We start from the raw sequence: 16,259 nt of genomic DNA on the forward strand, positions 1-16,259 counted from the left end.
CTCGTTTTACTTATATAATGTAACACAGAAGCGTAAAAGGGTGAAATGAACACCGTCCTAATAAAGATACATACTCCCCCAAAAGCTCTTGCATGCTAGTAGATTTCATTATATAATCTTAAATGATAATGAGAATCATAATCATTACTAACAGTCTTTAGGTGCATGCTCCCAATATGAGCCTAAGTGAATAGGATGGTGATGTGCACATGGCTAAAGCAGATGTGGCAACTGCCAGAAGACAGCTTCGGAGTCCGAACAAGGTAACTCGCAGACGAGCTTTGAGAACGATCAAAGCTGCGAAACGGGCAAAGTAGCAGGTTCCAAGTTAACTGCAAATGGCAATACCAGTGTCAAATTTTTCAGTCTCCTCGTTTTGATATTGCACCTGCTTTCCTGATGGTGGTACACAGGAAGGCAGGTGCCTTTTTTGAATGATATAAAAAAGCGCCAGACGGGTATCGAACCGTTCTGGCGCATTATTTTTTATAGATATGAAAAACTACATTTATTTCTTTTGTGCAAACAGCCATTCAATCATATCCTGATTTTGCAGAGCCGGAACCCAGGAGAAGTGTCCTGTAGGTTTGATAATCCCTGCTTCGTATTCAGTGAAGTGAATGAGGTTTCCGTTTTGTGCTTTAATGGCAGCGACCATTTCTTGCGAGTTTTTAGGACTTACTGTGGTATCGTCTGCAGCATGGAAGGCCCAAATAGGAACGTTTTTCAATGCCTCGACGTGTGTAGGTTCAACAGGCGCATACATGTTAACGGCTTTTTCATAGTTGGTCAAACCGGCAATCGGCACACCTGCGGCGAACAAGTCCAGATTTTTTTCCAACAATCTCCATGTTCCCATGGCACCTTGAGAAATACCTACGATATAGATTCGGTTGGTATCGATCGGGTATTTTAACGCCGCATCACGTACCAGATCGGCTACAGCGCTGTTGCGTGGCTCATCTGCCCAAATGAATTTATGCTCCAGGTCAATCGGGCTTTGTGGAGCGATTACGAAGGATGGGTGTTTGGCTTGCTGCTCAGGAGAAGCCCAAGTGACAGCACCAGCATTCGCTAACAGGTTGACTCCGTTTCCATCACCGCGTTCGCCGTTTCCGTGCAGGAATACAACCAACGGGTAAGTTTTGCCTGGTTCTACTTTAGGTTCAAATGTAAAGTAGTTCAGCTTGAAGCCTTCTTTATTTTCAAAGGTGTTTTTTTGGAAATCGTCCACGATCGGTGTAATTTTATCCGTTGCTTTTACAGTCTGTGTAGAGGCTGAGATGACTGTTTTCTTTGAAGTTGCAATATCTTTCTTTTGACTAATCGTATAGTTCAACGTGTTGATGCGGTTAACTGCGCTTGTTGCATCGTAAGTAAGGGTACTTGCATTTTTATCTTGCGTATCCAGCTCAATCACGACATATTTACCATAAGTACTGCGGTTGGTGATGGCTCCAGTATCATTGGTATATACACTGGTCACGGTTCTGTCTGTATATACATCATTGAGTACAGATTGAACCTGAAAGCTGGACGTGGATAAGGATGCCCCGTCAATATTGGTGCTGTATTTCAGTACGACAGCAGAAACGACTTCACCCAAAGGCTGTACCTGAGTAAGCAGGGTAGCCTGTGGCGCTGGGACATCGGCTGCTGCGGCAGAGCTGGAGGATGGGAAAAAGATCGTTAGCAGGAACACGAAAGATAATAAAACAAGGGCAAAACGTCTTCTTTGCATGAGATTAATCTCCTTTGGTGTCATTTTTTAAAGCGCTTACTACATGTTCGGGATAATTGACTGTATGCTGTGGAATTCATACAAATCAAAAAAAGGCAAACTCCGGGTACACGTGTGTACTCGGGTTTTGCCTTTTCAGTAACAATCCCACTTGAAGGATAGCACCTTCATTGGAATCTGACAAGTGAAAGCGCTACATTTTTGGGTGTTTTTTTAAAAAAAGTTTTACTTTCGTTACGGAGGATTCTACAAAAATCCTTAAAGCAACTTGCAATTAGAAGTGGATATGTCGAACTCATGGTATTCATCTATAGCAGGAAAACCAAGTCATAGGGGCTTTTCAACGGTAATATTGTGGTATATAATCTCCTTAACTTAACAGTGTTAACTTATATAACGATGTTAACAAAAGGGGATGAAATCATGAACCAATACGATGTTATTGTCATCGGTGCAGGACTGGGTGGCTTGTCCTGTGCAGCAAGACTTTCCGCGCTCGGTTACCGAACAGCTGTTTTTGAAAGCCATACTTTAGCTGGCGGTTTCGCAACTGAATTTACAAGAAAGGGATATACCTTTGATGTCTCCTTGCACGGTGTCGGCGGACTCGAGGAGGGCAGCTTCGGTCGGCTGTTAAAGGACTGCAATGCGGACCAGCGAATTGTTCCTCTCCGCAAAAAGCACCCTTACTCCATTCGTTGGGAAGGACAGACCATTGATATTCCGTCCGATGTTCAGGGGTATGTGCAGTTCCTCAAAAACATGTTTCCCGCTGAGGTGGCAGGCATTGACAGTTTATTCGCGGGCATTCGCCGTTTTGAAACAGGCTTTTCTGCTTTTTCTACTCTCACTTCCTGGCGCAAGGCGGTTGGCCTGCTCAAAGCAGGAACCTTCTTCCGTTGGACGCAAATGACGACCTGGGAAGCTGTAAGACAATTCGGGTTGTCTGAACGATTCACGGAATTTTTTACCGCGCTGTGGGCCTATTATGGATTGCCTCCAAAGCGGCTTGCGGCCTTATATTTTTTCATTCCCTGGATCGGCTATCATTTGGAGGGGACGTATTACATTGAGGGAGGCGCACAGGCTTTATCCAATGCATTGGTTGACGCTATTAAGTCAGCGGGAGGAGAAGTTCACCTGCGCAGTCAAGTATCTGAGATTATACTCGAACGCGGTAAAGCAGTTGGAGTCCGTCTGAAAAAAGGCGATGTATATAAAGCCAACTGGATTGTGTCTGGTATCAGTCCCCATCATACGTATGGCCGCTTACTGGAAAACCATGATGCTGCCCGTCGTGAGCTGGAAGCTGTCAGCAGTCTGGAGACTGGCACGTCTCTCACCCAGCTATATCTGGGATTATCATGTGAGCCTCATGAGCTTGGCATCACCGAAGAAGACTTAATCCTGTGCAATGAGCCGGATTCGGAAATAGATTATGAAGTTATGATGAGCGGCCAGTATACCAAAGGCAACTGGATGCTCACGAATTATAACGCCTTGGACCCTAAGCTCAATGAACCGGGAAAGGGTGTCATTGCAATTACATTTTTGGACAGATTGGAGAACTGGCCTGCCGCACGTCCCGAATATAAAGCCAAAAAAGAAGCCGTGACACAGCAGATACTGGGATGTCTAGAACAGCTGTATCCGGGTTTTCGCAGCAAGGTAGTGGTGGCCGAGTTGGGCACACCGCGCACAATGCAGCGTTATACCGCTAATCCCGACGGGGCCGTTTATGGCTACGCACAAACGGTCCGGCAGTCTGGTATAAAAAGACTGAAGCACAAATCAGCTGTGAATCGTCTGTCATTGGTAGGGGCCTGGACACAGCCTGGGGGCGGGTTTCAAGGGGTTATGAACTCGGGTATAATGGAAGCTGATCGTATCGCCGCCAAATTGGGGTAGGCAGAAAGGGCAAGTACATCTACTCATGAAACATATCAAACGCCGAGAACGTGAAAGCAGTGAGATCCGCCGGAAAATCATTGAGGCCGCCCGGTCGCTTTTCCTGAATCAAGGATATGCCGAAGTCTCCATGCGCAAAATTGCGGATCAGATCGAATATTCACCAACAACTATTTATCATTATTTTGCCAATAAGGAAGCCGTGGTCCGTGAACTGCTGGTAGAAGGAAATACCTTGTTCCTGCAGGCTCTTCAGCAGCGTGTGGATGAAGCACAGGCAGCGGGATTGAACGCTCTGGACACACTGAAAACGGTATCTGATGCGTATGTTCGTTTTGGAACGGCTAACCCGGAATATTACAACATCCTGTTTATCAGCAACCTGGAATCTGTAAGCTTGGTCAGCCTTATAGACAGTGGGCGTTTTAAAGGCTTTGAGTTGCTTGAAGCTGGGCTCAAAGCCGCTATGGAGGAAGGCTGCATCATTCAAGGAGACGAGCGCCTGATCGCCAGATCCGTATGGAGCATGCTGCACGGATTGACTTCTTTGCTCCTGAATTTTGAACTTCCTATGGCAAAATCCAATGATGAATTGATCGCATTCACTATAGATACTTTCCTCAAGGGGTTAAGCCGCTGACGCAGCGGCTAACTTTCTTTACCTCACACCACTGTACATGCGAATCCGCATACAACTATTCCGAAAGATTAACGAAGTTCCAAATCTGAAAGCTGCTTAAGTACGGCTTCAATACGACGTTTATCTTTTTTGAGCATAACGAGCTGCAAAGAAGCAAGAAGCAGATCTGAGATATTGGCCCAAGCGTCTGCTTCCAGAGCGGGAAGAAGATCCCGATGAATCATAATATCCAGCGCCTCGGTTGCAATTTTTTGATGAAGCTCGCTATCGGATAGCCATTCAATCAACTGCTCAGCTGTAGGACGGGAGTGAGCGAAAAGTATTGCCCAGCCATCCACCGGATGATTGACCTTATCCCGCATCCAGTTAATGATCTGTGGTGAACGAAAATGTTGTAGCTGCCCATTAGCGGTGTATCCTTCTAATTTGTCTTCTGCGACCGAATGCTGTAGCAGGTGATTGCAAACACATACCAAGCCTTCCTGCTCGGGTAGGCAGCGGGCGCTTAGATAAGCACGTGTGGACGCAAATGCACCCTTAGCATGTAGGGTATTGTTTTGAGCTAAAGATGTCCATGCTTGTGCGGTTTCCGGTTCCCACAAGGAGCGGACCCAATCAGCAGCCCCAATCCCCGCAGTCTCCCCTACCAAAACGGCCCAAGTAGAGAATGGAACCTGGCTATGTTGAATGTTCTGCCAGTGCTGCTCCCAGGCAAGAAAAATATCCTTTGGATCATAGGCTTGAAAAGCCTGCAACACAGCAGGATAATCTACGCCATGCATGGTGGTGTAATGGATTAGCGTCTCCAACGACTGTGCATCCTCCAGCTTCATCGTGCAAAACATGTTCAACCAGCGTTGCCACATTTGCAGTGGTGGGCTGTTTAGCTGAATGCCATGCTCATCGGCCACTTTAAACCAATCCCATAGCCATAGCCCGTGCAAGGTGAGCATGGTGTCTATATAGGCGGGTAGATTTTCCGCGAGCAGCGTGAACTGATCCAGCTCGTGATGATAGCAGAAAACCGCTGGCTCTGTTGCGGATGTTGCCATATCAAGCAGTATCGGATCACCCGCACCATTATAATTAAGGATCAGATATCGTTGCTCGTCCGCTGCTGAGTCGGTATCTTCCCCATAGGATGTAAAATAGCCAATATACTCATGATTCCATCCAAACTCTCCTGTGATATCGTCTAGGATACACTGCTCTTGTTCAAGATCCTTGCTGTTTTTATATGAACACTCTGGTTCATCAGCTACAATACAGTGTTGGGGGAGACACCATAGCAAATTTAAGCTGCCACACCGCTTTATCAATTCAGACAGGGAGGCAGGCAAATGCATCTGCAGCCGTTCCTCCAGCTCAGTTAGTTCACCTGTAGAAATCCCTTCCGTCCATTGGTATACCACATCAGGCATCCCACTTTGTCTCAGACGATCAACGACTTGTTCCAGTTTTTCTAAGGTTTGTGCAAAATGTACTGTCATTCGTCCTCCTCCTCCCCTTACTCTACAACCCGGCAATGCTCTTTTTGCAAGAATGCTAGAATTTCATCACGAAGTGCTATCGCTTTGGGTTCATAAATGATCGCCACTTCGCGTCCATATGCATAGTTAAAACGCACGTATCCGCCAAGAGTCTGAAGAAAAGCCATGCAGATATGCTCATTTTCAATCCATAGATTTGAGCTAAAATGCTGTTTAAATCGCTGAGCCAATGCTTGTAAGGATGCCGGAGCAAAATTCAGCGCCTGATCGCTCGGATTGTCTGGATTGTAGGCCTCGGCCGTATCCGAGGGACTAAACAGTAGGAATGTAGCGGCTTTGTCTGGGCTGACAGGTTCGAAATAACGGGGGAATGGCTCCGTTCTTCCGAATTCATCCTGTAGTATATGCTCTAATGTTTCTGTGAATGGAACTTGAACATCTAAAGTCTTCGTAGTAATGATCTCCGAGTGTCGTGGCAGCCACATTAAGCCTTCAACCTGAGGGTGAATCGCTAGGAAGTCACCATCTATGGAGCTGCCAATGACCACGCACTCACCCAGCTGCCGCGCTGTAATTGGGCAGTTATCATCATGCGTCCACAGTTCGTAATCCGTATAGGATTGCAATAGTTGAGGATCAGGCATTTCAATTATCAGCAGGCCACAATAGGTGCCCGGCCCGTAGCGGGTGAGGAATGCTACATAGGGAGGTGGTAAAGTTATTCCATAGGTATGCTCAATATTTGTCAGTTCATCGGTAGCCATCGGTGTGTGCTGTGTGGAAACCCAATACATGTAGAATACACCTGCTTCCCGGCACTCTATCTATAGGGATAGAGCCCAAAAGTAAATGAGAGATATGCTATAATCAGGAAATAAAATAGTTATAGATTAGTCTATCTTAATTTCATAGGAACTACAATTTGTGAGGGGACGAAGGAGGAACACATCTTATGACATCAGGGGTACAAGCCTACATAGATCCAATTTTTGAGGCGATTGATGAGGCGTACGCTTCTGAGCAAAAGCGCATCGCCGAATTCCAAATCAAAAGTGTCCTTCACGAAGGGATTCATGAATACTTAAAAGTTACCTGTAAGAAGGATGGGCTGTGGGTGGATACCTACGAACCGTTTGATTGGGATCATCGTAGACCGGATACGAAAATTTCTGGGTTTACAGATGGGGTAACATTGCAGCAGGTACAGGACGAATGGATGCCTGTGTTTAGGGAACGGATAGAGGCTCTGTTTAAGTCGAAAGAATTTAGTTCCATGTTCTTTCGTTATCGGCTGGAATTTCATCTGGAAGTAGTCTTGGAGAATAAGGCTAGTCATTTTACATTCTCACTCCTGAACGAAGATAAGCGGCAGCAACTGTTAGCCACTATCCAACAGTTTGTAGAGCAGAAACTCAACCCCTCTAGTAAAGCTGTGCCGAAGGAAGAGGACGATTTTTTCTTAGTAAGGCACTTGCTTGATCCTCATTTGTACCCTGTAAACGCCCAGTGGATGAATGAGCTGCTGAATCGAATGGATGCCAAAGTGAAGGTCAGCCGCAAGCGTGAGGAAGCATGGAGGTATCAGCTCAGCAGTGGCTTGAAGCATTGGGCAGAGGATGAATTTTTGGCCAATTATACAGATCGGGAAAAAAGCTATGGGCTGGATTATAAAGTGAAGCCTGATATTCTCCCTTCGGAAATTCCTGCGCCAGCCATGGAGATGTTCCTGCTTACCGCGATGCGGGTGGGTTCGACCGATGCCGATGCACGGCAGAAGTATTTGGAGATTGCTACACAGTTAGGCTCGGAGCAGGCTTCCGTGTGGCTTGAGAGCGGATCAGGAAGCATCCCAGCGCTACATACAAGCGAGCGAGTCATCTGCCAAGCCAATGATATTTTGCAAACGCTGGAGGTTCAGATTCGTTCAGAGGAAGAAGAAAGCTATAGAGAAGCACTTGTATATTTATGCGATATTTTAAAGAAGGGCTTTACCAAGGAATATCGGATGAAGTTCAAAAGCAAGGTGAAAAACTACCTGCCTGTACCCAAGTTGGCTAAATCTACGCTACATCGTTTCTTCGCCAATGCACTTGAGTATCCGTCGCTGCATCCGTTGCTGGCTGAATATGCCGAAACCGTGATGGAAGAATTCAAATGGTATAACGATGTAGAGCCCGGTGAAAAGTCGGCGATGCCGGGAACCTATGCGGTGATGGGACTGGGCCTAAAAGGAAAGAACTATTTCCCACTAGTGAATCGTTATATGAAGCTGGTGGACAGTGAACATCAGTCCGTACAGGACGGTTACGCCGCTGTATTTGCTGACGCACACGGACTGACACCGGACACGATCCCCATTTGGACGAGGGTTCTACTGGCAGGCAACGAGTCTGCCAAACCACTGAAGTCATCCAGAATCGAAACTGTAGAGCAGGCACAGGTACTGGTGGAGGAGCTTGAGAAGCTGGAGGACTATGAACAAGAGGTGCTTGTTTATCGTATATGGGGTGGCGCGAAGAAACTAAAAAACAGCCTGAAGCAGGCTGTCCCTGAGGTAAAAGAGCTGCTGGAAACGCTTATTCCATAAAAGCATCATATTCATGATAATATCGCAGTCCCTGCGCAATGCGTTCAATATCCGGCTCGCTTCCGCTGTGGCGTAACACTTCAATGACATCCTGTACAGTCGCCACCTCCAACCAAGATTGCACGTGATGGTCTGGTAGAGATGCAGGTATACTTTCATCACGATGATTGGTGACGGTGAGACCGGCATCCTCCAGTTCCCACAATTCTTCCTCGGGGATGATGTAATAGGTAGAATTGAGCGGATTACTTTGAACACGTTCCAGATTGGCAAATACCCATTCATTGATCTCTGTTTGGCCAACGGCACGAATCAATGCTTCAAGGCTGTCAAAAGTTTGTATGCTCATGTATGGAGGCCCCTCCCTTAGCGGCTTGCTTATGCTGTAGCTTTTGTAATATTTTCAAGATGGCCTGGCGATTCTTCGCATCCTTAATGTACTTGGGAATGGAATGGGAAGCCGTACGCATCATACCGGATGTAGGCTTTTCCCGCAACTCGGCAGAGATATAGGAGAGCAGGTAATTCAGGTGTATCCGGTTAAGAGCCCAGACAGGTTTACCCCGATAGTAATCAAGGAAGTACAGCTGGAGCTGGAAAATAGGGTCTTTTCCGTTTTGGATCACGTCCGTATGCCATTCGCGTGATTGAACACGATGCACCGGAACCTGATTGCGTGTCTCACAGTGCGGACAGTTTATATTCGTATTTTTATGGAGTTTCGTTCGGTCATCATGGATTTCGATATTAAAATACCGTTCGCAATGGTTGCATACGCCGCGTGCATAGAATGTATAAGATTCTGGCTGCTGATACGTGTAGTAACAATGAGAACATCGAACGACGTAATGACAGTCTTCCTTTGAGTTGGAAATAAAAGCCTGGCCCTGACAACGAGGGCAATGAACAGCTACCTGTTCTCCTCTCCTGATCACGGCGCTAAAGTCATATTTATATCCATGTTCATCTTTGAAGCGCTTTTGCTCCATATTCGTTCCTCCTTTTCGGAAAGAGCGTAAAAACGTACATTTTATGATTCATATGTTATAATATTTCTTAACAACATTAACACTTGAAAATGGCCTTTTCAATGCGCCGAAGGGTGAAAAGGTGAATAGGACGTGCAAAAGGAGAGGGCGAACATGAGCATTTTTACAGGGCTGCAACGTCCGCAGTTTCAGGCTTATTATGATGAGGTTTTTCTAATAGAGCATCGTTTTAAAAATGGTATGGGCTTTCCGCCTTCTTATATAGATTATGTCAAAACTCTTGGTTACGGGCGACTATGTGGCTTATGGAACATTCATATTCCTCTTGGCGATCACCCGGATTCATGGCTTCATCGTTATCATAACTGGCGGGCCTGGTTTGATGATTTACTGGAATCGGAAGAGGTTCTACAAGAAGCGGCGCTGGAGCCAGATGGTTTTCCGGAGCTTTTGGAGCATGCGGTTCCCTTCGCTTCCAGTGAAGGGAATGACCTGCTGATTTGGGATATTCAATCGCCTGATGAACGGGGAGAATTCCCAATCTATGCTTTGAATCTACGCACATGGGGCAATTTTCGGTATGCAGCCTCGGATTTATATAGCCTCGTCGAAGCGTTGGTGGATGAAGAGCGCGTGAAGTCAGTATTAGGGACAGAGCGTACACCATTCTCTTATACGTTCGAGCCCTTTTAGCAGCGTAAATAACCACCTTGGTATCAAACTTCAAGGTAGTTATTTGTGCTGCTATTCTTCTGCTAGTGGTCTTCATATTGGGCTAAATATCGCTGTACCAACTCATATCCAGCCACGTCCATTACAGTATATTGATTATATTCTTCCAGTTCCAGATTGCGTATATATTCATCCCCGCAATACAGATGGCCCGCACAATTAAAATATTTTAGCTGCTGTTGTTCCTCGGATAGAGGGCGCTGATCGATAATAGGCCATACTCCCTTCGTCAGATTTTGGGTGGCGGTGAATATAACTTCAAATCGGCCGCGATAATTTGTGAACGGAAGATATGTCTTTTCACCCTTGTACGCTTGATTCTGGCCTATGGATAGAACCCCGAAGGAGAACGCTTTTTTGAATCTACCATACAGTGCGCAGATCACCTGACATACCGCAAATCGGCCGTCATGCATGGGGATAACAAAAATATCGCCTTCCCGATGTTTGATTCTTTTAAACACCATCGTCAGGCCAGCTCTTCCTGAATGATCTCTGTTTTTAGACCTTTAGCGTTGGTAATCGTAATGCTGATCGCATCATAGCCGTTCCGCTTCGCATCTTCAAAATCGCATCGTTCGCCGTTGATCAGCTCTAACTGTCCATTCTCATCCACATCGTCTGCAAACTCGTCATCCCAATCAACATTATAAAAAGCGGTCAAGCTTACCTCGAAAGTATCTTCACCATCTTCGTCCAGATAGGGCAGCAGGGGAGTACGATTGTTCTGCTGTTCCTTGGTATAAACTTCGCATAGCAGAGCATCGTAACCATGGCGGGTTCCGTCAAAAATCACGATCTGTTCACCTGTGACTGCCTCTTCTGCAATAATGAGTTGGGGGGCAAATTCAGTTCCAGTGATCAGCTCGTCCATAAGTTCTCCATAATAAAAAATGTGGAATTTCGTATGTCCTGCCTGTGAACGAAGCGTACCTGTCCACTCCTGCTCGACCCATGCCTCTGGGTTTTCGGGTACAACCCAACCTTCTAAATAAGCCGGTCCCCAATTAGGGTTATGTATTTCTGTCATCAGTAGGCCTCCCTTTCTGCTCGTTGAGTCGTTCAATTACCTGATTAAAAAACGTTGTAAAGTCTGTTGCCACCAGATACAAATGTCCACATTCGTCCTGCTCTGCAATATCATAGTTCAGTTTGTCATCATAAGCATGAAGATGTGTGCGGTCCCAGTAGTACACATACGGGGTGTATTCATTACATATTAGAACGTAAAAATTGTCGCCCGCATCTGCACCAATCAACAAAGCGTTCTGGACATGATTGATTTCATCCAGAAATTCATCATTAATCGCTAGAAGGTCATGGTTTTTGTTGGATACCTCATATCCGAAAAAACAAGTCAAATCAATGTCTCCGTTATCCACGCGATCGAAGGGCACATTGCAATAAAAAGGGGCGGCTACATAAAAACCGTTATATTGTGAAAGAAAACGTGTATAGCCAGCGGGCAATATATGCTGTATCTGTTCCTCCAATGCCGCGATCTGGGCAGGCGAAAGCCCTGATTCAATTGCGAATGACATCAACAACCAGCCCCCTTGATCCTAGTAAACCATAGACCTCTTTTTGGAAATGAGAAGACGCAGCGGTGCATCGTTTGTGAGATCATGTCATGGATAGGGTGACGATTTTGTTGTCCTCATCCACATCTACCTTCACATTCACTCCCAGCTTGTCCTTAAACAGCTTACTGATATTGATATAGTCATCCTTTACCGCACGGCTTGATCTACCGGTTGTGCGAGTCATCCCAGCGGTGATGATGGAACGGACGTATGTTTTATCGAGCTTGGCTTCGGGATTATAGGTATAAATAATCTGTTCCTGCTGATTGTAATAATGGGTTAATTCCGTGTAGTCGCTAGCATTCTCATACTGCTTTTCCTCACGCACATACTCAGGATGGTCCATGGTGTAGTGGACTCCCCCGTCCAGAAAAGGATTTTCCTTGGAGGGTCGGAGTTCATATTGTCCATACGCCAGTTGAAACAGATACTCTATGCCTGAGCCCTCCGCCTGATAGTAGAGCTGACGATTGTCCCCTTTTTTATCTATAGCGGTATAGCTGCTGATTAAAGGCCAGGCATCATACTTTTTATCCTTTACCTCAATGGCAAGCTTGTAATGTACAAGCACCTTTTCATTTTGAAATAATCCAAAGCTGCTCATGATGAAATAGGCAGGCACACATATAATCCCGATAATCAATATGAATATAAATATTCTTACACGCATAAGTAGAGTGATTCTCCTTTGGTTGTCGATTATGTGGACAGCTCCCGTTTGGCAGATGCACCGAATTCTCATGCTGCGATAATTGCTTCAGAGCATGTTGTGCGAAAGGCATGCTTTTATGTGCGCGAAGCAGTGCACAAGCGGCCTCCTTGACTAAGATATATGTATCACTGCGGATCAACTCTCATGTCTGTAGTTCGATAAAGCTTCTTCCCGTCCGCCACCCTCCAGCAGCACCATAACCGCATAGGAGATCGTATCAATCCAATCGTCGAGGGTGTTGATCTGCTCTACGGTCAGTAGGTTGTTTCGCTGCAGCATACTATCAGGATACAATGCCCATGCCCATGTATATTGGCAAATCCCCCACAGAGCGGCAATCAGCTCCCGTTCTACGGATGGTTTCTCCAACTCATCTGCGAGAACTTCAATGATGGTCATCAGTTCATGGAAGTTGTCCTCGATCAGTTCTCCCTGAAAGGGGCGGAGCATCCCTAGAAATCCGTTTTGCATTTTGGGATGCTCCAGATCATCGTGAATAAAAGAATGACAACGTAACAGCTCGCGAGCCTCCTGTTTATTCATTCAGCTCCTTAATCTCTGCGCGGATACCTCTGCACAGAAAGCTACCTGACAGTCCCGACAAGGCATCGATATCAACTACCATGTCTGCTTCTTCATAGCGGAAATCAAGCTGCAAGATGATGTTTTCTGTTTCTACAGGAGTTAATACATGCTCTTTGGTTTCCAGAAATGTAAAAGTCACTGCATAGCGTGGGACGTCTTTTACTGGAGCTTCAGGGATTACAGGTGCCTCAGCCGAAGGCTCCAGATCCGGTGATTTAGGGACAAGCACGCTAGCGTAGGATAGCTCAATCGTCAGCGTAATCTGGTCTTTCGTCATATTAGCAGCTGTAATTCGGTCATAATGAAAGGGAGGGAAATAGCCAAGCTTCTCGACAATGCTGTCTGCTCCTTGAATAGAAACGGTTGGAGAGAAAGCCAGTTCCAGTCCGATGGACCCTGCCAGTTGGTCTTCATATTCTGGATTGATACGTATAAGGGCTTGTTCCGGCTCTACTTTTAAAATCGTGCCTATAAAATACTGTTTGCCATGGATCAAAACAATATCATGCGGAACGAACGGCAACGCTCCCCCGGCTTGATAATGAATGAGATATTCGTTCTCTTTTTTTTCAACCTTTTGAATTTGAATTTGCATAAATTGCAGCCTCCTGGGGTTAATAGTATGACGGATTGTTTAAGTGTGTGGTAAAGGGAACGGAGTCCACGATTGAAAAACATACTTCATATCCGGGGTATCCTGTTCGAGCATAAATGGAAGAATATCCATAATAGCGTGTGCTTTACTGCCAGCATAAAAGTTACGCGAGCTGTGTAGCAGCTTGTTTGCCTTTAACCACTGGCTCAGCTTCATCATAACGTCTTCGACGATTGCTTGGTCGATACTTTCATAAACGTCCTGACGGATTGAAACGAGCATGCCGCAATGATTAGAAGATTGGCACAGGGGGTCATTGGACAAAAGAATGTACAGTTCCGGCGTTGTCCCTTTGTTATAGGATGATTTGATACTGGGAGCCTCGATAGCTAGCATCAGCGGAATCAATTCATCATCGGTAACAATACGAAGCAACTCCTGCTTGTCCCAGCGAAACTTACCGTGTTTGGCCTTTTTAGCCCCGGCTTGATAGACTGACACACGGGTATTGCGGATTCCTGATATATTCAGGAGCGTTTCAAAACAATCGAACAGGTTAGTAAAGCACTCTTCGGCAAACAAAGTGTGCTTCTCCGACAAGGGACCGGTCATTATGAAATTATAATGCAGGTTGTTAACCACAAGCATCCATCCTTTATTCATGAATTACCAATTCATATACCATAATATATGACATGAAGATCGAATTCACCTTTTACATTGACTGTGGTGCTGTTCATTAAAATCGTTTGGAAACCAGTTCAACTTCGCGTATACTAGGAAAGTCATAGATGGAACGGGCCTGAGCCGCATTGCGGCCGTATGTTGGTTACATGAACAGATTCAACGATAACGGATAAGCTCCCTTCCTGAAAAGGGTAGAATGAGAACCGATACAAAAATGGGAATTCTGAACTATGGAACGATAGATGTCATATGGCACATGAACCTATTTTACGTGACACATATTGAATACAGATAAGGGAAGTGAATACCACTTGAAGAATTTTGCAGCATTAGGCGTAGAGCAGCATTGGGTAGAAGCCTTGAAAGAACAGGGAATTTCATCCCCAACTCCTGTACAGCAGGAGTCGATTCCACTGTTGATGGAAGGTCAGGATGTTATCGCCGAGGCACATACGGGAACCGGGAAGACGATTGCGTTCTTACTACCCATTTTGCAAAAAATGAATTTGGACAAGCGTCATCCACAAGCGCTCGTGATTGCACCGACGCGTGAGCTGGCGCTCCAGATTACAGAGGCAGCGAACACGTTGGCCGCTACAGAGCCAAGCTTGTCATTACTGGCTGTTTATGGAGGACAGGACGTAGAGCGTCAGCTTCGTAAACTGAAAGGCGGCGCACAACTGATTATTGGTACACCTGGGCGACTGCTGGATCACCTGAGACGTGGCACGCTGGATCTGGGTGGCATTAAAATGCTGGTCCTGGACGAAGCCGACCAAATGTTACACATGGGCTTTTTGAACGATGTGGAGACGATTCTTCAGGAGGTTCCTTACCGGAGACAGACGATGCTGTTTTCCGCTACGATGCCAGCCGGTATTCGCAAGCTGGCTCGTGTATATATGAACGAACCCGTAGATGTCAAAGTGAAATCCGCTTCTTCCGTTCCGGTGAGCCAAATCCGTCAGGTCGTTGTGCAAACAACAGACCGTGGTAAGCAACAGGCATTGGTGGATATGCTAAATACGGATCGCCCGTACTTGGCTGTTATTTTCTGCCGTACGAAGCGCCGGGCTGCCAAACTGAACGAAGAGCTGCAAGAGATGGGCTTTGAGAGCGGTGAGCTTCACGGAGATTTGTCCCAGAACAAGCGGGAGCAAGTGATGAAGGCGTTCCGGGAAGCGAAACTCCAATTGCTCGTAGCGACTGATGTAGCTGCGCGCGGCCTGGATGTAGAAGGCGTCACGCATGTCTTTAACTATGACATGCCGCAGGATGCCGAAAGCTACATCCACCGCATCGGGCGTACCGGCCGAGCCGGAGGCAAAGGCGTGGCAGTGACGCTCGCTACGCCAAGAGATGTTCCAGAGCTTCGGAACATCCAGAAAGTTGCTGGTGTCACATTCACCAGCAGTGAGGGCGGCGGACAGCGTAGACCTGCTTCCGATACGGCTGATCGACAGGGTCGAGAACGCCGTTCGGGCAGAAACGACCGCCGTTCCTACGGCGGCAACGACTCCGGCGGCGGACGCCGGGGCAGCGGCCGCGAACAGGCGGGCCGTCGTGATGCCACAGGCGGCGAACGTCGCTCTAGCAGCGGCAGCAGCGAGCGTGGCGGGTATGACCGCAGTAGCGGCGGTTCCGCACGCGGAGGCCAAGGCCGCTCGGCAGGACAAAGCAGCGAGCGTGGCGGATATGACCGCAGTAGCGGCGGTTCCGCACGCGGAGGCCAAGGTGGCCGCGGTGGACAAGCCAAAGGCGGCCCGCGTGGTGGTCAAGGACAAGGCGGCCGTCGCGGACGGTCCAGATAGATAAAACAGGAGTATTCTCATAGAATACTGCAGTATGGTTATCATAATAGCCCCGGGGAGGCTCATCTTCCGGGGCTATTGTAATCTTCACCCATACCGCTTGAAGAAGCAGCACCATAAGATGACATGAGCAGCGGGGCTACCTTGAAATAAACGATTAGCGTTTAGGATGCATTTTTCAAAAAGATAAATTTGGAGG

Annotated in this window: 18 protein-coding genes; 6 read left to right on the plus strand and 12 right to left on the minus strand. The window is 46.7% G+C overall.

Annotated features, from left to right (window positions below; genetic code table 11):
* Window positions 1–209: 209 nt before the first annotated feature.
* Window positions 210–317: a putative metal homeostasis protein gene (locus GRP75_RS04175; protein ID WP_158451783.1), complete on the plus strand. Its 108-nt coding sequence runs from the start codon at window positions 210–212 to the stop codon at window positions 315–317.
* Window positions 318–508: 191 nt separating this feature from the next.
* Here GRP75_RS04175 and GRP75_RS04180 read toward each other — a convergent pair whose 3' ends face one another.
* Window positions 509–1,741, minus strand: a complete 1,233-nt coding sequence (locus GRP75_RS04180) for a PHB depolymerase family esterase (RefSeq protein WP_160788668.1) — start codon at window positions 1,739–1,741, stop codon at window positions 509–511.
* Between the two features lie 423 nt (window positions 1,742–2,164).
* Between GRP75_RS04180 and GRP75_RS04185 the strand changes: the two genes are divergently transcribed.
* Window positions 2,165–3,649: a phytoene desaturase family protein gene (locus GRP75_RS04185; protein ID WP_160788669.1), complete on the plus strand. Its 1,485-nt coding sequence runs from the start codon at window positions 2,165–2,167 to the stop codon at window positions 3,647–3,649.
* Window positions 3,650–3,674: 25 nt separating this feature from the next.
* Complete coding sequence (locus GRP75_RS04190; RefSeq protein ID WP_160788670.1) at window positions 3,675–4,289, plus strand: TetR/AcrR family transcriptional regulator; 615 nt, start codon at window positions 3,675–3,677, stop codon at window positions 4,287–4,289.
* Window positions 4,290–4,357: 68 nt separating this feature from the next.
* On the opposite strand, the gene GRP75_RS04195 is transcribed toward GRP75_RS04190, so the two are convergent.
* Window positions 4,358–5,779: an SMI1/KNR4 family protein gene (locus tag GRP75_RS04195; RefSeq protein WP_160788671.1), complete on the minus strand. Its 1,422-nt coding sequence runs from the start codon at window positions 5,777–5,779 to the stop codon at window positions 4,358–4,360.
* Window positions 5,780–5,796: 17 nt separating this feature from the next.
* Window positions 5,797–6,573: an SMI1/KNR4 family protein gene (locus GRP75_RS04200; RefSeq protein ID WP_160788672.1), complete on the minus strand. Its 777-nt coding sequence runs from the start codon at window positions 6,571–6,573 to the stop codon at window positions 5,797–5,799.
* 158 nt (window positions 6,574–6,731) lie between these two features.
* Between GRP75_RS04200 and GRP75_RS04205 the strand changes: the two genes are divergently transcribed.
* The gene (locus tag GRP75_RS04205; protein WP_160788673.1) at window positions 6,732–8,366 is read left to right on the plus strand and encodes a DUF6138 family protein; all 1,635 of its coding nucleotides are present in this window, start codon (window positions 6,732–6,734) and stop codon (window positions 8,364–8,366) included.
* Here GRP75_RS04205 and GRP75_RS29115 read toward each other — a convergent pair.
* Both GRP75_RS29115 and GRP75_RS04210 read right to left on the minus strand, forming a co-directional pair.
* Entirely contained in the window at window positions 8,356–8,715 is a 360-nt protein-coding gene (locus GRP75_RS29115; RefSeq protein ID WP_023990764.1) for a DUF7716 domain-containing protein, read from the minus strand. The genes GRP75_RS04205 and GRP75_RS29115 overlap by 11 nt on opposite strands.
* Entirely contained in the window at window positions 8,696–9,355 is a 660-nt protein-coding gene (locus GRP75_RS04210) for a hypothetical protein (RefSeq protein WP_160788674.1), read from the minus strand. The genes GRP75_RS29115 and GRP75_RS04210 overlap by 20 nt, the downstream gene beginning before the upstream one ends.
* A 153-nt stretch (window positions 9,356–9,508) precedes the next feature.
* Between GRP75_RS04210 and GRP75_RS04215 the strand changes: the two genes are divergently transcribed.
* The gene (locus tag GRP75_RS04215; RefSeq protein ID WP_160788675.1) at window positions 9,509–10,048 is read left to right on the plus strand and encodes an HAD family hydrolase; all 540 of its coding nucleotides are present in this window, start codon (window positions 9,509–9,511) and stop codon (window positions 10,046–10,048) included.
* A gap of 62 nt (window positions 10,049–10,110) precedes the next feature.
* On the opposite strand, the gene GRP75_RS04220 is transcribed toward GRP75_RS04215, so the two are convergent.
* The 7 genes from GRP75_RS04220 to GRP75_RS04255 form a co-directional block, all read right to left on the minus strand.
* Window positions 10,111–10,554: an immunity 26/phosphotriesterase HocA family protein gene (locus GRP75_RS04220; protein WP_160788676.1), complete on the minus strand. Its 444-nt coding sequence runs from the start codon at window positions 10,552–10,554 to the stop codon at window positions 10,111–10,113.
* Window positions 10,555–10,556: 2 nt separating this feature from the next.
* A complete protein-coding gene (locus GRP75_RS04225; RefSeq protein WP_023990760.1) occupies window positions 10,557–11,117 on the minus strand; it encodes a hypothetical protein in 561 nt (186 codons plus the stop codon).
* Entirely contained in the window at window positions 11,101–11,628 is a 528-nt protein-coding gene (locus GRP75_RS04230) for an SMI1/KNR4 family protein (RefSeq protein ID WP_049828352.1), read from the minus strand. Before GRP75_RS04230 ends, GRP75_RS04225 begins: the two co-directional genes overlap by 17 nt.
* An 82-nt stretch (window positions 11,629–11,710) precedes the next feature.
* Window positions 11,711–12,340 (minus strand): hypothetical protein, encoded by a 630-nt coding sequence (locus GRP75_RS04235; RefSeq protein ID WP_160788677.1) that lies wholly within the window; start codon window positions 12,338–12,340, stop codon window positions 11,711–11,713.
* 177 nt (window positions 12,341–12,517) lie between these two features.
* Window positions 12,518–12,925 (minus strand): hypothetical protein, encoded by a 408-nt coding sequence (locus GRP75_RS04245; RefSeq protein WP_160788678.1) that lies wholly within the window; start codon window positions 12,923–12,925, stop codon window positions 12,518–12,520.
* Complete coding sequence (locus tag GRP75_RS04250) at window positions 12,918–13,562, minus strand: immunity 50 family protein (protein ID WP_160788679.1); 645 nt, start codon at window positions 13,560–13,562, stop codon at window positions 12,918–12,920. The genes GRP75_RS04245 and GRP75_RS04250 overlap by 8 nt, the downstream gene beginning before the upstream one ends.
* 39 nt (window positions 13,563–13,601) lie before the next feature.
* Entirely contained in the window at window positions 13,602–14,210 is a 609-nt protein-coding gene (locus tag GRP75_RS04255) for a hypothetical protein (RefSeq protein WP_237448915.1), read from the minus strand.
* 350 nt (window positions 14,211–14,560) lie between these two features.
* Between GRP75_RS04255 and GRP75_RS04260 the strand changes: the two genes are divergently transcribed.
* Window positions 14,561–16,060 carry a DEAD/DEAH box helicase gene (locus tag GRP75_RS04260; RefSeq protein ID WP_160788681.1) on the plus strand — a complete coding sequence of 500 codons (1,500 nt, stop codon included), beginning with the start codon at window positions 14,561–14,563 and terminating at the stop codon, window positions 16,058–16,060.
* Window positions 16,061–16,259: the final 199 nt, after the last annotated feature.

Origin of the sequence: Paenibacillus sp. OT2-17 (genome assembly GCF_009827695.1) — a bacterium.
Taxonomy (GTDB): Bacteria; Bacillota; Bacilli; order Paenibacillales; family Paenibacillaceae; genus Paenibacillus; species Paenibacillus polymyxa_B.